The sequence below is a fragment of the Micromonospora sp. NPDC049102 genome (assembly GCF_043197485.1).
Lineage (GTDB): Bacteria > Actinomycetota > Actinomycetes > Mycobacteriales > Micromonosporaceae > Micromonospora.
This window is the reverse complement of record NZ_JBICTE010000017.1, coordinates 91,894-110,315: the sequence shown is the minus strand read 5'-3', so window position 1 is coordinate 110,315 and position 18,422 is coordinate 91,894. Positions and strand designations below refer to the sequence as shown.

Here is an 18,422-nt window from a genome sequence, read left to right as displayed (position 1 = left end):
GTTTCAGAAAAGTCCGGCTTTAGTCCACTTTGTCCCGTACGCTCGTCGGCATGACCGGAGCAGACCCGGCGAGCCCGGTGGCCGCCACCGACGACGACGCGGCCGAACTCATCGCGCAGTTGCGCACGTTGGCGGGCGCGGACCCGGCGGACGTCCGCCAGGTGGTCGCCGAGGTGCTGGCCGCGCTGGACCGGGCGGCGGGCGGCGCGCTGCGGGAGCACCTACCGGAGACGATCCGGGTCGACGCCGGCCTGGACGCGCCCAGCCCAGCCTGACACCCGCCCGCTGTGGACGGTCGCCGGCTGTCACATCGGCGAGTTAGGTACCCCTGATCCTGCGCAAGTATGACGCCGGTCATACACTCGTCCCGTCTGGCTTGTGAAGCATTTCACGAGCGTGCGGGAGGAGGCGCGAATGACCGCGGTGGAACATGACGCCGATGTCATCGTCGTTGGCGCCGGTCCCGGTGGATCGGCGACTGCGTACCACCTGGCCCGGCACGGCGTACGGGTCCTGGTGTTGGAGAAGACCGAGTTCCCCCGGGAGAAGGTCTGCGGCGACGGACTGACCCCGCGTGCGGTGCGTCAGCTCATCCGGATGGGCGTGGACACCTCGCCCGAGGCCGGCTGGCTACACAACAAGGGCCTGCGGGTGATCGGCGGCGGCGTACGGCTGGAACTGGACTGGCCGGAGCTGGCCAGCTTCCCCAACTACGGCCTGGTCCGCACCCGCCTCGACTTCGACGACCTGCTCGCCCAGCGCGCGGTCGCGGCCGGCGCCAAACTGCGCACCAACGTCAACGTGCTGGGCCCGGTGCTCGACGAGGACGGTCGGGTGACCGGCGTCGAGGCCGAGGTGGGCCCCGGCAAGGAGCCCGCCACCTTCCACGCCCCGCTGGTCGTGGCCGCCGACGGGGTCTCCGGTCGGTTCCCGCTCGCGCTCGGGCTCGCCAAGCGGGAGGACCGGCCGATCGGTGTGGCCGTCCGCCGCTACTACCACTCCCCGGCCAAGCACGACGACGACTACCTGGAGTCGTGGCTGGAGCTGCGCAGCAAGGACAGCGGCGACAACCTGCTACCCGGGTACGGCTGGATCTTCGGTCTCGGTGACGGTCGGGTGAACGTCGGCCTCGGCGTGCTCAACTCGTCGTCCGCGTTCGGCAAGACCAACTACCGCCGGCTGCTCACCGACTGGCTGGCCAACACGCCGGCCGAGTGGGGTATGACCGACGAGACCAACGCGGACGGCCCGATCCTCGGCGCCGCTCTGCCGATGGGCTTCAACCGGGTGCCGCACTACACCCGCGGGGTCCTGCTGGTCGGCGACTCCGGCGGCATGGTCAACCCGTTCAACGGTGAGGGCATCGCGTACGCCATGGAATCCGGCGAGCTGGCCGCCGAGGTGGCGGTGCAGGCCCTCGCGCGTCCGGCCGGTCCGGAGCGGGAGCGGGCGCTACTGGCGTACCCGAACGAGCTGAAGGCCCGCCTCGGTGGCTACTACCGGCTCGGCGGCATCTTCGTGAAACTGATCGGCCGTCCGGAGATCATGCGGATCGCCACCAAGCACGGCATGCCTCATCCGACGCTGATGCGATTCGTCCTCAAGTTGCTGGCCAACCTGACCGACCCCCGAGGTGGGGACGCGATGGACCGGGTCATCAATGCGCTGACGAAGGCCGCGCCAGCGGTCTAGACAGGACGGCATCGGTGCTGGTCGCAGCCCCGGCGTCGACATGGATCGACCCCCGCCGGCAGGCACGGTGAGGGACGTGAATAGTGTGATTTTCGTCAAGCACTGACGGCAGGGAAGGACGAGCAGGAGAAAACGATGACGCTCTCGCCTTACGCACCGATCATCGGGCTGTTCGCCCTCGCCGCGGCGTTCTCGCTGTTCTCCGTCGGCGCCGCCCGCTTCGCCGGTCCCCGTCGTTACAACAAGGCCAAACTCGAGGCGTACGAGTGCGGCATCGAGCCCAGCCCCCAGCCGGTCGGCGGTGGTCGGTTCCCGATCAAGTTCTACCTGACGGCGATGCTCTTCATCGTCTTCGACATCGAGATCATCTTCCTCTACCCCTGGGCGGTCTCGTTCGACGCCCTGCCGATCTTCGGCTTCGTGGAGATGGTCCTGTTCATCGTCGCGGTCTTCGTTGCGTACGCCTACGTGTGGCGTCGCGGCGGCCTGGACTGGGACTGAGGAAGGAACGTCAGATGGGCATCGAGGAGAAGCTCCCCGCCGGCGTCCTGCTCACCTCGGTGGAGAAGCTGGTCAACTGGTCCCGGAAGTCGTCCGTGTGGGGCGCGACCTTCGGCCTGGCCTGCTGCGCCATCGAGATGATGGCCGCCGGTGGTCCGCACTACGACATGGGCCGTTGGGGCATGGAGGTCTTCCGGGCCTCGCCCCGGCAGGCCGATCTCATGATCGTGGCGGGCCGGGTCAGCCAGAAGATGGCGCCGGTGCTGCGCCAGATCTACGACCAGATGGCCGAGCCCCGCTGGGTGCTCTCCATGGGCGTCTGCGCCAGCAGCGGCGGCATGTTCAACAACTACGCCATCGTGCAGGGCGTCGACCACGTGGTGCCGGTCGACATGTACCTGCCCGGCTGCCCGCCCCGGCCGGAGATGCTCATCGACGCGATCCTCAAGCTCCGCGAGAAGATCATGTACGAGCCCCTGGGCCCGAACGGCCGCAAGATGCTGGCGGCCCGCCAGGAGCGCGGCGACGTTCCGGTCGTGCCGTACGGCTCGATGCCGTCCTCCTACCGCAGCGACAAGGCCCGGCGTGCCGAGTGGACCCGGGCGGTCCGCGAGGGGCGCGAGGAGCAGTTGCGGATTGAGAACTGGATGAACGCCCAGAACCATCTCCACCCGCAGGCAGGCCCGAAATGACGTCTCCCACGGACAAGACCAACGACGGCGGGGTGCCGGTGCCGGTGACGCCGCCCGGCGCGAGCAGCACCGCCGGAGCCGAGTACCCGACGGCCAGTCCGGCGGGTCGCGGAATGTTCGGCAACCAGGGCACCGGCGACGTGTCCGGCTACGGCGGCCTGGTCCGCCCGCGCCAGCCGATCGAGGAGGCCGCCCGGCCGTACGGCGGGTACTTCGACGAGGTCCGCGACGCGCTGGAAGAGGCGTACCCGGCCTTCGGCGACGCGATCGAGAAGGTCGTGGTCGACCGGGGTGAGCTGACCCTGCACGTACGCCCGGAGCGGATCGCCGAGGTCTGCCAGGTGCTGCGCGACGACATGGCGCTGCGGTTCGAGCTGTGCTCCTCGGTGTCCGGGGTGGACTACCTCGGCGCCGACGAGCGCCGGCTGCACGTGGTCTACCTGCTCACCTCGATGACGTACCGGCGCCGGGTCCGGCTGGAAGCCGCGGTCCCGGTCGATTCTCCGCACCTGCCCAGCGTCACGGCCGTCTACCCGACGGCCGACTGGCAGGAGCGGGAGGCGTACGACATGTTCGGCATCGTCTTCGACGGCCACCCCAACCTGACCCGGATCCTCATGCCGGACGACTGGGAGGGCCACCCGCAGCGCAAGGACTACCCGCTCGGTGGCGTGCCCGTCGAGTACAAGGGTGCGGAAATTCCACCGCCGGACCGTAGGAGGTCCTACCAGTGAGCGCGAGGAGCGAGCTTGCGAGCCCCGCAGTCGTGAACGGAGGGCCGGCACTGTGACCACGTCGAACTACGCGACCGAACGCGAGACCACCGAGGGCAGGGTCTTCACCGTCACCGGTGGGGACTGGGACACCGTCGTGTCGGGCACCGACCCGATCAACGACGAGCGCATCGTGGTCAACATGGGTCCACAGCACCCGTCGACCCACGGGGTGCTCCGACTGGTCCTCGAGCTGGAGGGCGAGACGGTCCGCGAGGCCCGCTCGGTCGTCGGCTATCTGCATACGGGCATCGAGAAGAACCTCGAGTACCGCAACTGGGTACAGGGTTCGACGTTCGTGACGCGGATGGACTACCTCGCCCCGATCTTCAACGAGACCGCTTACGCGCTGGCCGTGGAGAAGCTGCTCGGCATCACCGAGGACGTCACCGAGCGGGCCACCACCATCCGCGTGCTGATGATGGAGCTCAACCGGATCTCGTCGCACCTGGTCTGGCTGGCCACCACCGGCATGGAGCTGGGCGCGATCTCGATCATGTTGTACGGCTTCCGCGAGCGGGAGTACATCCTCGACATCTTCGAGACCATCACCGGCCTGCGGATGAACCACGCGTACGTCCGGCCGGGCGGTGTGGCGCAGGACGTTCCGGACGACGCGGTCCGCAAGATCCGCGACTTCCTGAAGATGATGCCGAAGAAGCTCAAGGAGTACGAGGACCTGCTCTCCGGCCAGCCGATCTGGACCGAGCGGACGAAGGGCGTCGCGGTGCTGGACGTCACCGGCTGCGTGGCTCTCGGCATCACCGGTCCGGTCCTGCGCTCGGCGGGGCTCGCCTGGGACCTGCGCAAGACCATGCCGTACTGCGGCTACGAGACGTACGAGTTCGACGTGCCGACCCACCCCGACGGTGACGTGTGGGGCCGGTACCAGGTCCGGCTCGCCGAGATCCGCGAGTCGATGAAGCTTGTCGAGCAGGCGTTGGACCGGCTGCGGCCGGGCCCGGTGATGGTCGCCGACCGAAAGATCGCGTGGCCCGCGCAGCTCGCCATCGGCGTCGACGGCATGGGTAACTCGCTGGAGCACGTCGCGAAGATCATGGGTCAGTCGATGGAATCGCTGATCCACCACTTCAAGCTGGTCACCGAGGGCTTCCGGGTTCCGCCCGGCCAGGTGTACGTCGGCATCGAGTCGCCGCGCGGCGAGCTGGGCGTGCACGCCGTCTCCGACGGCGGCACCCGGCCGTACCGGGTGCACTACCGGGAGCCGAGCTTCGTCAACCTCCAGGCCCTCCCGGCGATGGCCGAGGGCGGCCTGATCGCCGACGTGATCGCCGGCGGCGCCTCGCTGGATCCCGTGATGGGTGGGTGTGACCGATGAACGTCTTCACGGAAGAGACGCGGGAGCGGGCGCGCGAGATCATCGCCCGCTATCCGGCGGACCGGTCCCGCTCGGCGCTGCTGCCGCTGCTGCACCTGGTCCAGGCCGAGGAGGGGTACGTCTCCCCGGCCGGGGTGACGTTCTGCGCCGAGGTGCTCGGGCTGAACAAGGCCCAGGTCGGGGCGGTGGCCACCTTCTACACCATGTACAAGCGCAGGCCCACCGGCGACTTCCTGGTCAGCGTCTGCACCAACACGATGTGCAACGTGCTGGGCGGCCAGGAGGTCTACGACACCCTCGCCGAGCACCTGGGCGTCGGGCACGACGAGACGACCGCCGACGGCACCATCACGCTGGAGCACGCCGAGTGCCTGGCGGCCTGTGACTACGGGCCGGTGATGACCGTCAACTACGACTTCTTCGACGGCGTGGACCCGTCCACCGCGGTCGGTGTGGTCGACGAACTGCGCGCGGGCGGCCGGCCGATGCCGACGCGCGGCGCGCGGTTGTGCACGCTGAAGGAGATGGCTGTCCAGCTCGCCGGTTTTGCCGACGAGCGCGAGGGCGCGGTTGCCGACGGCGGGCCGGGTGAGCCGACCCTGCGGGGTCTGCGGCTGGCACAGGAGCACGGCGTCTCGGTGCCGGGCTTCGACCCGAACACCCCGATCCGGAGCAAGGCCGAGGCCGACAAGGCGGCGGCGAAGGCCAAGGCCGACGCGGACCGGGCGAAGGCCGATGCCGAGGCCGCCAAGCCGGCGCCCGCCGAGGCCACCGCGGCCCCGGTCAAGGGTGGCGACGGGGCGTCCGCGCCGACGGGAACGACCGGCGCGGCCGAGCCGACGGCCGTCGAGACCACCAGGCCCGAGGCGGCCACCGGCAGCACCGCGCCGGACGTCAAGGCGCCCGACGACAAGTCGCCGCAGGTGCGTACCGCCGAGACCCGGCAGCCCGACGCGCAGACGGCCGTGCCGGACGCGCCCGGCACGAAGGTGCCGGCGGAGACGTCGCCGCCGGCTTCGCGCGACGCGCAGGCCGCCGAGGCCGCCGGCACGGCGGCCAACGCTCCGGCCGGCGACGGCAAGCCCGCCGGTGACTCGACCGGCGCGCAGGAGCGCAACCTCACCGAAGCGTCGGCGGACGCGGATGGCACGAACCCCGCCGCCGCGAGCGAAACGGGGGCCCAGAAGTGACCACTCCCCGCCCGGAGACGTTGGCCAAGCTGACGCCGGTGCTGACCAAGCGCTGGCTGTCGCCGGACGCCTGGCAGATCGGCACGTACGAGCAGCTCGACGGCTATGCCGCGCTGCGCAAGGCCCTCAAGGCCCACCCGGACGACCTGATCCAGCTCATCAAGGATTCCGGTCTGCGTGGTCGTGGCGGCGCCGGCTTCCCCACCGGTCTCAAGTGGGGCTTCATCCCGCAGGGCGACGGCAAGCCGCACTACCTGGTGGTCAACGCCGACGAGGGCGAGCCGGGCACGTGCAAGGACCTGCCGCTCATGACCCACGACCCGCACGCGCTGGTCGAGGGCGTGATCATCGCGTCGTACGCGATCCGGGCCAGCCGCGCCTACATCTACATCCGGGGTGAGGCCGTGCACGCCGCCCGGCGGCTGCGCAACGCCGTCCAGGAGGCGTACGACAAGGGCTACCTCGGCCGCAACATCCTGCGCAGCGGCTACGACCTGGAGCTGGTGGTGCACTCCGGCGCCGGGGCGTACATCTGCGGCGAGGAGACGGCGCTGCTGGACTCGCTGGAGGGGTTCCGGGGGCAGCCCCGGCTGCGCCCGCCGTTCCCGGCGACCCACGGCCTGTACGCGAGCCCGACGGTGGTGAACAACGTCGGCACCATCGCCAGCGTGCCGCCGATCGTGCTCGGTGGGGCCGACTGGTGGAAGTCCATGGGCACCGAGAAGTCCTCCGGGCCGATGATCTACTCGCTCTCCGGGCGGATCGTCAACCCGGGCCAGTACGAGTGCTCGATGGGCGTCACGCTGCGCGAGCTGCTGGAACTGGCCGGCGGCATGCAGCCCGGTCACAACCTGCGGTTCTGGACGCCGGGTGGATCGTCGACCCCGCTGCTCGCGGCCGAGCACCTGGACGTACCGCTGGACTTCGAGGGTGTGGCGGCGGCCGGCTCGATCCTGGGCACCACGGCCACGCAGATCTTCTCCGACCAGGACTGCCCGGTCTACGCAACGTACCGGTGGCTGGAGTTCTACCACCACGAGTCGTGCGGCAAGTGCACCCCGTGCCGCGAGGGCAACTACTGGATGGTCCGGGTCTACCGGCGGATCCTCTCCGGCCAGGGCACCCACGAGGACCTGGACACCCTGCTGGACACCTGCGACAACATCCTCGGCCGCTCGTTCTGCGGTCTGGGTGACGGCGCGACCAGCTCGGTGACCTCGTCGCTGAAGTACTTCAAGCAGGACTACCTCGACTACATCGAGGGACGTACCGTGCCGAAGCTGTCGGACAAGCAGCTGGTGGGAGCCCACTAATGACCGACGTAGCCAAGCAGACCGAGACCGTCACCCTCACCATCGACGGCGTCGAGGTCACCGCTCCCAAGGGGGCGCTGCTGATCCGGGTCGCCGAGCAGATGGGCACCGAGATCCCCCGGTTCTGCGACCACCCGCTGCTGGCCCCGGCCGGCGCGTGCCGGCAGTGCCTGGTCGAGGTGGAGGGCCAGCGCAAGCCGGTGGCCTCCTGCACCCAGACCGTCGCCGACGGCATGGTCGTGCGTACACAGCTCACCTCCCCGGTCGCCAAGAAGGCGCAGGAGGGGGTGATGGAGCTGCTGCTGCTCAACCACCCGCTGGACTGCCCGATGTGTGACAAGGGCGGCGAGTGCCCCCTCCAGAACCAGGCGATGTCCACCGGCCGCACCGACTCGCGCTTCCACGAGCACAAGCGGGAGTACGAGAAGCCGATGGCGATCAGCAGCCAGGTGCTGCTGGACCGCGAGCGCTGCGTGCTCTGCCAGCGCTGCACCCGGTTCTCCGAGGAGATCGCCGGCGACAAGTTCATCGACCTGATGGGCCGGTCGTCCGCCGAAGAAATCAACATCTACCGGGACGACGTGTATGGAGGGAAAGCGGACGACGGCAGTGGTGGCCGCACCGACTCGGCCCCCGCTGGCGCTCCGGCCTTCGACGGTGGGGACGTCCCGTTCAACTCCTACTTCTCCGGCAACACCGTGCAGATCTGCCCGGTGGGTGCGCTGACCGGCGCCCAGTACCGGTTCCGGGCCCGCCCGTTCGACCTGGTGTCCAGCCCGAGCGTCTGCGAGCACTGCTCGGCCGGCTGCGGGCAGCGCACCGACTGGCGGCGCGGCAAGGTGCTGCGCCGGCTGGCCGGTGACGAGCCGGCGGTCAACGAGGAGTGGAACTGCGACAAGGGCCGGTGGGGCTTCCAGTACGCCCGGGCCGCCGACCGCCTCACCAACCCGCTGGTCCGCGACGAGCGCACCGATGAGCTGCGGGAGGCGTCCTGGAGTGAGGCGCTGACCCGGGCCGCCGAGGGGCTGCACGCGGCCCGCGAGGGTGGCCAGGGCACGGCCGTGCTGACCGGCGGTCGACTGACCGTCGAGGACGCCTACGCGTACGCGAAGTTCGCCCGCGTCGCGCTGAACACCAACGACATCGACTTCCGGGCCCGGCCGGTCTCCCGCGAGGAGGCCGACTTCCTGGCCAGCTCGGTCGCCGGGGTCACCGATGTCACCTACACCGACGTGGAGAACGCGCCGGCGGTGGTGCTGGTGGGCCTGGAGCCGGAGGAGGAGTGCCCGATCCTCTTCCTGCGGCTGCGCAAGGCGTACCTGAAGAAGACCCTGACGGTGTACGCGCTGGCGCCGTTCGCCACCCGCGGCCTGGAGAAGCTCGGCGCCAAGCTGGCCCGGGTCGTGCCGGGCGAGGAGGCCAGCGTGCTCGCCGAGCACGCCACGGTCAGCGAGGCACTCAGCGCGCCCGGCGCGATCCTCATCGTGGGCGAGCGGCTGGCCACCGTGCCGGGCGGGCTCTCCGCGGCGGCGGACGTGGCCCGACGTACCGGCGCGAAGTTGGCCTGGGTGCCGCGGCGCGCGGGTGACCGCGGCGCGGTCGACGCGGGCTGCCTGCCCAACCTGCTCCCCGGTGGTCGTCTGGTGACCGAGCCGGCCGCGCGGGCCGAGCTGGGCGAGGCGTGGGACATTCCGGCCGGGGTGATTCCCAGCCAGGCTGGTCGGGACACCGACGGCATCCTCGCGGCGGCGGCCAACGGGCAGCTCGGCGCGCTGGTGGTCGGCGGTGTCGACCCGGCGGATCTCGCCGACCCGCGGCTGGCCGAGGCCGCTCTGGACGCGGTGCCGTTCCTGGTGAGCCTGGAACTGCGGGCCAGCGCGGTGACCCGCCGTGCCGACGTGGTGCTGCCGGTGGCCCCGGTGGTCGAGAAGGCCGGCAGCTTCCTGGACTGGGAGGGCCGGCTGCGTCCCTTCGAGGCGGTGCTGAACACCGCCGCGATGACCGACGGGCGGGTGCTCGACGCGCTCGCCGCGCTCCTGGACGTCCGCCTCGGCACCGCCGACGTGCCGAGTGTCCGTCGCGAGCTGGGCGCGCTGCCGGCCACGCGTATGTCCCGGCCGTCCGCGCCGTCGGTGTCTCCGGCCACCGTGCCGCACGCGGGTGCGGGGGAGGCCGTGCTCGCCACCTGGCACCAGCTCGTCGACAACGGCACGCTGACCGAGGGCGACGAGAACCTCGCCGGTACCGCCCGTCCGCCGGTGGTTCGGCTGGGCAAGGGCACCGCCGAGGCGCTCGGCGTCGCCGACGGTGACGCGGTCACGGTCGGCACCGACCGGGGCGCCCTGACTCTGCCGGCAGAGATCACCGAGATGCCGGACGGCGTGGTCTGGCTGCCGACGAACTCACCCGGTTCGACCGTGCGACGCAGCCTCGGTGCGGCGTCCGGCACGATCGTCCGGATCTCCGTCCCCGCACCGAGTACGGCCATCCCGGCCGGACGCGTGGCGGCCGACGAGACCGGTCTCCCGGGTCCGCTCTCCAACACTGGGGGTAACCGGTGACTTCGTCACTCCTGGCCCAGGACCCGACGCTTGCCGACTTCGGTCGGGACCCGTGGTGGCTGGTTCTCGGCAAGATTGTCTTCGCGTTCGCCTTCGGTCTGCTGGCCACCCTGCTCGGTGTCTGGTTCGAACGGCGCGTGGTCGGTTACATGCAGGTGCGGCCCGGCCCCAACCAGGTCGGCCCGCTGGGCCTGCTGCAGACCCTCGCCGACGGCCTGAAGATGGCCTTCAAGGAGGACATCCTGCCGAAGGCGGCCGACAAGGTCGTCTACTTCTTCGCCCCGACGATCTCGGTGATCTGCGCGGTCACCGCCCTGTCGGTGGTGCCGTTCGGTCCGATGGTGAGCATCTTCGGCCACCACACGCCGTTGCAGGTCACTGACGTACCGGTGGCCGTGCTCCTGCTGCTGGCCTGCTCCTCCATGGGCGTCTACGGCATCGTGCTGGGCGGGTGGGCCTCCGGCTCGACGTACCCGCTGCTCGGCGGTCTGCGGTCGAGCGCTCAGATGATCTCGTACGAGGTCGCGATGGGGCTGAGCATCGTGGCGGTCTTCATGACCGCCGGCACGATGAGCACCAGCGGGATCGTGGCCGCACAGGGCGACGCGACGCGGCTGACCATCTTCGGCACCGAGATCCCGGCTCCGGGCTGGTACGCGATCCTGCTGCTGCCCAGCTTCGTCATCTTCTTCATCGCCACCGTCGGCGAGACCAACCGGGCGCCGTTCGACCTGCCCGAGGCCGAGTCCGAGCTGGTCGCCGGCTTCATGACCGAGTACAGCTCGTTGAAGTTCGCGCTCTTCATGCTCAGCGAGTACGTCGCGATGGTGACCATGTCCGCGGTTACCACCACGCTGTTCCTCGGTGGCTGGCGGGCACCGTGGCCGATCACGCTGTGGGAGGGCGCCAACTCCGGTTGGTGGCCGATGCTCTGGTTCTTCGGCAAGGTGATCGCGCTGGTCTTCGTCTTCGTGTGGCTGCGCGGCACGCTGCCCCGGCTGCGTTACGACCAGTTCATGCGCTTCGGCTGGAAGGTGCTGCTGCCGATCAACCTGGTCTGGATCCTGGTCCTCTCGGGCCTGCGCTCCATCGAGGACTTCGCGCCGCGGGACCGACTGATCTGGACCTCGGTCGGTGCCGGCATCCTCCTGCTCGCCATGCTCTTCTGGCCGAGCCGGAAGCCGCAACCGAAGCCGACCACGCAGGAGCAGGTCGACAGCCGGCCGTACGGGAGCTTCCCGCTGCCGCCGATGGATCTACAGGTACCACCGAGCCCGCGTATCACGCGCGTGGTCGCCGAGCGGGAGCCGGCCAACATCGTCGCCGGCTCGGACTCCAGGGAGGTGTGACGTGGGCGCGATCACCGGAACGTTCAAGGGATTCGGTGTCACCTTCTCGCACATGTTCAGGAAGGTCGTCACGACCGACTACCCGTTCAAGCCGCCGGTGTCGGCGCCGCGCTACCACGGGCGGCACATCCTCAACCGGCACCCGGACGGCCTGGAGAAGTGCATCGGTTGCGAGCTGTGCGCGTGGGCCTGCCCGGCGGACGCGATCTACGTCGAGGGCGGCGACAACACCGACGAGCAGCGCTTCTCGCCGGGTGAGCGGTACGCCAGCACCTACCAGATCAACTATGCACGGTGCATCTTCTGCGGACTGTGCATCGAGGCCTGCCCGACTCGTTCGCTGACCATGAGCAACGAGTACGAGCTGGCCCGGGACAACCGGCAGGACCTGATCTTCACCAAGGAGCAGTTGCTCGCCCCGCTGTTGGAGGGCATGGAGCAGCCGCCGCACCCGATGCGGCTGGGTGACAGCGAGAAGGACTACTACGTCGGCGCGCTGGACAACCCGGGCACCTCCGCCGGTGCCGAGACGTCCCCGATGGGCCCCGGCCGCTACCAGGTCGAGGAGCACCCCGGCGTGACGTTCCCGGGTGCCGAGCAGGCCGCCCAGCGCGCGGCGGCCGGCAAGGGAGAGGGAGCATGACCACGTCTACCGTGCTGGCCGCGGCCGGTGAGGTGTCCGGCGGCGAGCAGGTCACCTTCTGGATCCTCGCACCGCTCGCGCTGATCGGCGCGATCGGGATGGTGGCGGCCCGCAACGCGGTGCACTCGGCGCTCTGGCTGGTGCTGACCATGCTCTGCCTGGGCGTCTTCTACGTGCTCCAGGCCGGGCCGTTCATCGGCATGGTGCAGATCATCGTCTACACCGGCGCGATCATGATGCTCTTCCTGTTCGTGCTGATGCTGGTCGGGCGGGACGCCTCCGACTCGCTGATCGAGACGCTGCGCGGCCAGCGGGTCGCCGCGATCGTCCTGGGGCTGGGCTTCGCCGGCCTCGTCGGCGGCGCCCTCTACCGGGCCGTCGAGGGCACCACCGCAGTCGGCCTGGACCAGGCCAACGCGGAGGGCAACGTGCAGGGCATCGCCCGGCTGCTCTTCACGAAGTACGTCTTCGCGTTCGAGCTGACCTCGGCGCTGCTGATCACCGCGGCGGTCGGTGCCATGGTGCTCGCGCACATCGAGCGTCGCAAGCAGGACAAGATGGACCAGCCGGCGACCATGCGGGCCCGCTTCGCGCCGGGCAACTACCCGGGTCCCAAGCCCGGCCCCGGTGTCTTCGCGACCTCCTCCTCGGTGGCCACCCCGGCCCGGCTGCCGGACGGACGGCTCACCGAGCGGAGCACGCCGGCCATCCTGCCGGTGCGTGAGCTGACCGCGCAGGAGACCACTCTGAAAGGTACGGACCAGCGGTGAGCGCGAGGAGTGCAGCGAAGCGGAGCCCCGCAGTCGCGAACGAAAGGCAGGCCCGGTCATGACGCCCGACTACTACCTGGTGCTCGCCGCGGTGCTGTTCACCATCGGCGCCGCCGGGGTGCTCGTCCGGCGCAACGCGATCGTGCTGTTCATGTGTGTCGAGCTGATGCTCAACGCGGCCAACCTGACGCTTGTCACCTTCAGCCGGATCAACGGTGACCTCAACGGCCAGATCATGGCGTTCTTCGTGATGGTGGTGGCCGCCGCCGAGGTCGTGGTCGGCCTCGCGATCATCATGTCCATCTTCCGGACGCGACGCTCGGCGAGTGTCGACGACGCCAACCTGCTCAAGTACTAAGGGGCAAGCTAGTGGAAGAGACTGTGCAGTACGCAGAGGCCACGGGCTTGCTCGGCAGCGTCTGGCTGCTGGTGGCGATCCCGCTGGTCAGCGCGGCCGTCCTGCTGCTGCTCGGCCGGCGGGCCGACCGCTGGGGGCACTGGCTGGGCGTTGCGGCCATCGGCGCCGCGTTCGTGCTCGGGCTGACGTCCTTCTTCCAGCTGCGGGGTCTGGAGAACAAGTCCGTCGAGCTGAGCCTGTGGGACTTCATCGCCGTCGGTGACCTGCGGGTCGACTTCGGTCTGCTGTTCGACCCGCTGGCCGCCGTCTTCGTGCTCCTGATCACCGGCGTCGGCTTCCTGATCCACCTGTACGCCGTCGAGTACATGGCGCACGACTCGGGCCGCCGCCGCTTCTTCGCGTACTTCAACCTGTTCGTCGCGGCCATGCTGCTGCTGGTACTCGGCAACAACTACGTGATGCTGTACTTCGGCTGGGAGGGCGTCGGTCTGGCGTCGTACCTGCTGATCTCCTTCTGGTACGGGCGGCCGAGCGCCGCAACGGCCGGCAAGAAGGCGTTCCTGATGAACCGGGTCGGTGACACCGGCCTCGCCATCGGCATCTTCATCATGTTCGCGACCCTCGGCACCACCCAGTACGACGAGGTCTTCAACGGCGTCGGCTCGCTGACCGGCACCACGGTGCTGGTCCTCGGCCTGCTGCTGCTGCTCGGCGCGGCCGGCAAGTCCGGCCAGTTCCCGCTGCAGGCGTGGCTGCCCGACGCGATGGAGGGCCCCACCCCGGTCTCGGCGCTCATCCACGCCGCCACCATGGTCACCGCCGGTGTCTACCTCATCGCCCGGTCCAACCCGATCTTCTCCGCGAACTCGACGCTCCAGCTCGTGGTGGTCAGCGTCGGTGCGCTCACCCTGCTGATGGGCTGCATCATCGGCGCGGCCAAGGACGACATCAAGCGGGTGCTCGCCTGGTCGACGGTGAGCCAGATCGGCTACATGTTCCTCGGCGTCGGCCTCGGCGGTGGGGCGTACGCGCTGGCCATCGTGCACCTTCTGGCGCACGGCTTCTTCAAGGCCAACATGTTCCTGGGCGCCGGCTCGGTGATGCACGGCATGAAGGACCAGGTGGACATCCGCCGCTTCGGTGGGCTGTCGTCGTACATGAAGGTCACCTGGTTGACGTTCATGATGGGCTGGCTGGCCATCATCGGGATGTTCCCGTTCTCCGGCTTCTTCTCCAAGGAGCCGATCATCGTGGCCGCCTTCGAGCGGGAGGACTGGACCGCCTGGCTCTACGGCGGTGCCGCGCTGCTCGGTGCGGGCCTGACCGCGTTCTACATGACGCGGCTGTTCGTGCTCACCTTCCACGGCCCGAAGCGGTGGACCGAGGACATCGAGCACCCGCACGAGTCGCCGAAGCTGATGACCATCCCGCTGATCCTGCTGGCGATCGGCTCGGTCGGCGCCGGCTTCCTGCTCTCCACCTCCGTGCCGGACTGGCTGACGTCCACCGCCGGTCTGGGCGGCGAGCACGCGGAGCACGAGCCGGTCCTCTCGCACCTCGTGATCACCACGCTGTCCCTGCTGGTCACCGTGCTCGGTGCCGGCCTGGCCTGGTTCCTGTTCCGGGCCGGCACGGCCACCGCGCCGCAGCCGGCCGGGATCCTGGTCACCGCCGCCCGTCGCAACCTCTACACCGACGCCGTCAACGAGGCGGTCTTCGAGAAGCCGGGCATCTTCCTCACCCGGGCGCTGGTCTTCCTCGACAACCGGGGCATCGACGGGCTGGTCAACGGGCTCGCCGCCGCCGTCGGCGGTGGTTCGGGTCGACTCCGACGGATGCAGACCGGCTTCGTCCGCTCGTACGCCACCTCGATCCTGGCCGGCGCGCTGCTGGTGATGGCGGCGTTCCTCGCGGTGCAGGCGGGGTGGTTGGCGTGATCGACCTCAATGCGCCCGCCCCCGCCGGCGGACCACGCATCCACGACGGAGGTAAGGCCGCATAATGTCCAACTTCCCGTTCCTCTCGGTGCTCACCGTGGCGCCACTGGTGGGCGCTCTGGTGGTGGCCTTCCTGCCGCGCCGCAACCCGGAGCTGGCCAAGCAGGTGGCGTTCGCCTGGTCGCTGCTGGTGCTGGTGCTCTCGGTGGTGATGTGGGTCAGCTTCAACGCCGGCGGTGACCGGTTCCAGTTCCGGGAGTCGTACACCTGGATTCCGAACTGGGGCGTCAGCTTCACCTTCGCCGCCGACGGCATCGCGCTGGTGATGCTCATGCTGATCGCGGTCCTGGTGCCGCTGGTGATCCTCGCGTCCTGGCACGACGCGGAGTCCTCCAAGCGGTCCATCCCGGTCTACTTCGCGCTGCTGCTGATCCTCGAGAGCACGATGATCGGCGTCTTCGCAGCCGCCGACGTCTTCCTGTTCTACGTGTTCTTCGAGGTCATGCTGGTGCCGATGTACTTCCTGATCGGCAGCTACGGCGGCCACCAGCGGCAGTACGCGGCGGTGAAGTTCTTCCTCTACTCGCTGGTCGGCGGCCTGTTCATGCTGGCCGCGGTGATCGGCCTCTGGGTGGTCGGCGGCAAGACCTTCGACTGGCAGGCGCTGTCGCAGGTGGACATCAGCACCGGAACCGAGCGGTGGCTGTTCCTCGGCTTCTTCCTCGCGTTCGCCATCAAGGCCCCGTTCTTCCCGTTCCACACCTGGCTGCCCGACGCCGGTGGCGCCGCCCCGGCGGGCGCTGCGGCCCTGCTGGTCGGCGTGCTCGACAAGGTCGGCACGTTCGGCATCCTGCGCTACTGCCTGCCGCTGTTCCCCGAGGCGTCGAAGTGGTTCGCGCCCTGGGCGCTGGCGCTCGGCGTGATCGGCATCATCTACGCGGCGCTGCTGGCGGTCGGTCAGAACGATCTCAAGCGGCTGGTGTCGTACACCTCGATCGCGCACTTCGGCTTCATCGGGGTGGGCATCTTCGCGTTCACCACCCAGGCCGGCACGGGCGCGGTGCTCTACATGCTCAACCACGGCCTGGCCACCGGCCTGCTCTTCCTCGTGGTGGGCATGCTGGTCGCCCGGCGCGGCTCGGCGTTGATCAGTGACTTCGGTGGGGCCGGCAAGCTGGTCCCGGTGCTCGCCGGGGTGCTGTTCTTCGCCGGTCTCGCCTCGCTCGCGCTGCCCGGGACCGCGCCGTTCATCTCCGAGTTCCTGGTGTTGATCGGCACCTTCACGGTCAACAAGCCGGTGGCGGTCATCGCCACGCTCGGCATCATCCTGGCCGCCGCGTACGTCCTGTGGATGGTGCAGCGCACCACGCAGGGCACGCTCAACCCGACGCTGACCGAGGTCGACGGAATGCGCAGGGACCTCAGCCTGCGCGAGAAGGTCGTGGTCGCCCCGCTGATCGCGTTGATCGTGCTGCTCGGCTTCTATCCCAAGCCGGTCACCGACGTGATCAACCCGGCTGTCCAGGCGACCATGGACGACATCGGCAGGTCCGACCCCCCGCCGTCCGTGGGCGGCACCGTCCAGGAGGCAGGCCGGTGAGCGAGAAGCGAGCCCCGCAGTCGCGGGCAAAGGCTGGCGCAGTCGCGAACGAAAGGTCGGCACAGTGACCGAGTTGAAACTGCCGTCGCTCGACTACGCGGCGCTCGCCCCGATCATGATCATGCTGGGCACCGCGTTGCTCGGTGTGCTGGTCGAGGCATTCGTTCCCCGGCGTTCGCGGCACCTGGTGCAGCTGACGCTGTCCCTGCTGGCCGTGCTCGCCGCGCTGACCATGGTCGTGTTCAACGCCGACGACCGGCTCATCACGGCCGGTCAGGCCATCGCCGTGGACGGACCGACGCTGTTCCTCCAGGGTGCGATCCTGGTGCTGGCCGCCATGGCGCTGCTCCTGATCGGCGATCGCACCGTCGAACGGGGCGGTGCCTTCGTCGCCCAGGCCGCCGTGACCGCGGAGTCGGCCGACGACCGGAAGCAGGCCGAGGGACGCAACGGGCTCACCGAGGTGTACCCGCTCGTCACGTTCGCCATCGGCGGCATGCTGATCTTCGTCGCGGCGAACGACCTGCTGACCATGTTCATCGCGCTGGAAGTCTTCTCCCTGCCGCTGTACCTGCTCTGCGCGCTGGCTCGCCGCCGGCGTCTGCTGAGCCAGGAGGCGGCGATGAAGTACTTCCTACTCGGCGCGTACGCCTCGGCGTTCTTCCTGTTCGGGGTTGCCCTGATCTACGGGTTCACCGCTGGCGTTCCGGGCCGTTCGGCCGGGGTCGACTTCGCCACGGTCAACGCGGCGGTGAGCGAGTCGCCGGCCAGCCCGGTCCTGCTCTTCGCCGGCATGGCGCTGCTCGCCATCGGTCTGCTCTTCAAGGCCGCGGCGGCTCCGTTCCACGTGTGGACGCCGGACGTCTACCAGGGCGCGCCGACCCCGATCACCGGCTTCATGGCCGCCTGCACCAAGGTCGCCGCGTTCGGCGCGTTGCTGCGGGTCTTCCACGTCGCGTTCGAGGGTGGCGGCTGGGACTTCACGCCGGTGCTCGGCGCGGTGGCGGTGCTGACGATGCTGGTCGGCGCGGTGCTCGCGGTCACCCAGACCGACATCAAGCGGCTCCTGGCGTACTCGTCGATCGCGAACGCAGGCTACCTGCTGGTCGGTGTGCTGGCACCGAGCAAGACCGGGCTGTCCGGCACGATGTTCTACCTCGTCGCGTACGGCTTCTCGGTGCTGGCCGCGTTCGCCGTGGTGACCCTGGTGCGCGACGCCGACGGTGAGGCTACCCACCTGTCCCGCTGGGCCGGGCTGGGTCGCCGTTCGCCGTTCTACGCCGGGCTGTTCACGTTCATCCTGCTGGCGTTCGCCGGTATCCCGCTGACCAGCGGGTTCACCAGCAAGTTCGCGGTCTTCGGGCCGGCGCTGGAGGGTGGTCAGGCCTGGCTCGTCATCGCGGGTGTGCTGACCAGCATGGTGCTGGCCTTCCCGTACCTGCGGGTCGTGGTGATGATGTGGCTGTCCGAGCCGGGCGAGTCCACGCCGACCGTCACCGTGCCGGGTGGGCTCACCTCCGCCGCGCTGATGATCGGCGTGCTGGCCACCCTGGCGCTGGGTGTCGCCCCGGAGCCGCTGCTCGACCTGGCCAACGGAGCCGCCGAATTCGTGCGGTGACACGTGGCTCGACCACCGGGGGTCGGCGCGCGACGGCGTGCCGGCCCCCGCTGCGTATCCCCGACCCGGAGCAGGTAGAACGGGTG

16 protein-coding genes are annotated in these 18,422 nt (G+C 69.6%); all 16 read left to right on the top strand.

Going from position 1 to position 18,422, the window contains the following annotated elements; all coding sequences use genetic code 11:
• The first annotated feature begins 50 nt into the window (after positions 1 to 50).
• The 16 genes from ACGFH9_RS18220 to nuoN all read left to right on the top strand — a co-directional run bounded on the left by ACGFH9_RS18220 (position 51) and on the right by nuoN (position 18,336).
• Entirely contained in the window at positions 51 to 275 is a 225-nt protein-coding gene (locus tag ACGFH9_RS18220; protein WP_393220432.1) for a hypothetical protein, read from the top strand.
• 139 nt (positions 276 to 414) lie between these two features.
• Entirely contained in the window at positions 415 to 1,692 is a 1,278-nt protein-coding gene (locus ACGFH9_RS18215) for a geranylgeranyl reductase family protein (protein ID WP_393220429.1), read from the top strand.
• A gap of 135 nt (positions 1,693 to 1,827) precedes the next feature.
• Positions 1,828 to 2,193 (top strand): NADH-quinone oxidoreductase subunit A, encoded by a 366-nt coding sequence (locus ACGFH9_RS18210; protein WP_074316036.1) that lies wholly within the window; start codon positions 1,828 to 1,830, stop codon positions 2,191 to 2,193.
• Positions 2,194 to 2,207: 14 nt separating this feature from the next.
• The gene (locus tag ACGFH9_RS18205; RefSeq protein WP_030486262.1) at positions 2,208 to 2,885 is read left to right on the top strand and encodes an NADH-quinone oxidoreductase subunit B family protein; all 678 of its coding nucleotides are present in this window, start codon (positions 2,208 to 2,210) and stop codon (positions 2,883 to 2,885) included.
• A complete protein-coding gene (locus tag ACGFH9_RS18200; protein ID WP_393220425.1) occupies positions 2,882 to 3,619 on the top strand; it encodes an NADH-quinone oxidoreductase subunit C in 738 nt (245 codons plus the stop codon). The genes ACGFH9_RS18205 and ACGFH9_RS18200 overlap by 4 nt, the downstream gene beginning before the upstream one ends.
• Positions 3,620 to 3,671: 52 nt before the next feature.
• Positions 3,672 to 4,997, top strand: coding sequence for an NADH-quinone oxidoreductase subunit D (locus ACGFH9_RS18195; RefSeq protein ID WP_355235652.1), 1,326 nt, complete (start codon positions 3,672 to 3,674; stop codon positions 4,995 to 4,997).
• On the top strand, positions 4,994 to 6,187 hold the full coding sequence (gene nuoE, locus ACGFH9_RS18190; RefSeq protein ID WP_393220421.1) for an NADH-quinone oxidoreductase subunit NuoE: 1,194 nt from the start codon (positions 4,994 to 4,996) through the stop codon (positions 6,185 to 6,187). The genes ACGFH9_RS18195 and nuoE overlap by 4 nt, the downstream gene beginning before the upstream one ends.
• Positions 6,184 to 7,500, top strand: a complete 1,317-nt coding sequence (gene nuoF / locus ACGFH9_RS18185; protein WP_393220418.1) for an NADH-quinone oxidoreductase subunit NuoF — start codon at positions 6,184 to 6,186, stop codon at positions 7,498 to 7,500. The genes nuoE and nuoF overlap by 4 nt, the downstream gene beginning before the upstream one ends.
• Positions 7,500 to 10,061 carry an NADH-quinone oxidoreductase subunit G gene (locus ACGFH9_RS18180; protein ID WP_393220416.1) on the top strand — a complete coding sequence of 854 codons (2,562 nt, stop codon included), beginning with the start codon at positions 7,500 to 7,502 and terminating at the stop codon, positions 10,059 to 10,061. Before nuoF ends, ACGFH9_RS18180 begins: the two co-directional genes overlap by 1 nt.
• Positions 10,058 to 11,410 carry an NADH-quinone oxidoreductase subunit NuoH gene (gene nuoH, locus ACGFH9_RS18175; protein ID WP_393220414.1) on the top strand — a complete coding sequence of 451 codons (1,353 nt, stop codon included), beginning with the start codon at positions 10,058 to 10,060 and terminating at the stop codon, positions 11,408 to 11,410. The genes ACGFH9_RS18180 and nuoH overlap by 4 nt, the downstream gene beginning before the upstream one ends.
• A 1-nt stretch (position 11,411) precedes the next feature.
• On the top strand, positions 11,412 to 12,053 hold the full coding sequence (gene nuoI / locus ACGFH9_RS18170; RefSeq protein WP_007454597.1) for an NADH-quinone oxidoreductase subunit NuoI: 642 nt from the start codon (positions 11,412 to 11,414) through the stop codon (positions 12,051 to 12,053).
• Positions 12,050 to 12,823, top strand: a complete 774-nt coding sequence (locus tag ACGFH9_RS18165; protein ID WP_393220412.1) for an NADH-quinone oxidoreductase subunit J — start codon at positions 12,050 to 12,052, stop codon at positions 12,821 to 12,823. Before nuoI ends, ACGFH9_RS18165 begins: the two co-directional genes overlap by 4 nt.
• Positions 12,824 to 12,881: 58 nt before the next feature.
• Positions 12,882 to 13,181 (top strand): NADH-quinone oxidoreductase subunit NuoK, encoded by a 300-nt coding sequence (nuoK, locus tag ACGFH9_RS18160; RefSeq protein ID WP_030486270.1) that lies wholly within the window; start codon positions 12,882 to 12,884, stop codon positions 13,179 to 13,181.
• Positions 13,182 to 13,192: 11 nt separating this feature from the next.
• The gene (gene nuoL, locus ACGFH9_RS18155; RefSeq protein ID WP_393220407.1) at positions 13,193 to 15,118 is read left to right on the top strand and encodes an NADH-quinone oxidoreductase subunit L; all 1,926 of its coding nucleotides are present in this window, start codon (positions 13,193 to 13,195) and stop codon (positions 15,116 to 15,118) included.
• A 64-nt stretch (positions 15,119 to 15,182) separates the two neighbouring features.
• Complete coding sequence (locus tag ACGFH9_RS18150) at positions 15,183 to 16,718, top strand: NADH-quinone oxidoreductase subunit M (protein WP_393220404.1); 1,536 nt, start codon at positions 15,183 to 15,185, stop codon at positions 16,716 to 16,718.
• Positions 16,719 to 16,782: 64 nt separating this feature from the next.
• Positions 16,783 to 18,336, top strand: a complete 1,554-nt coding sequence (nuoN, locus tag ACGFH9_RS18145) for an NADH-quinone oxidoreductase subunit NuoN (protein ID WP_393220401.1) — start codon at positions 16,783 to 16,785, stop codon at positions 18,334 to 18,336.
• Positions 18,337 to 18,422 lie beyond the last annotated feature (86 nt).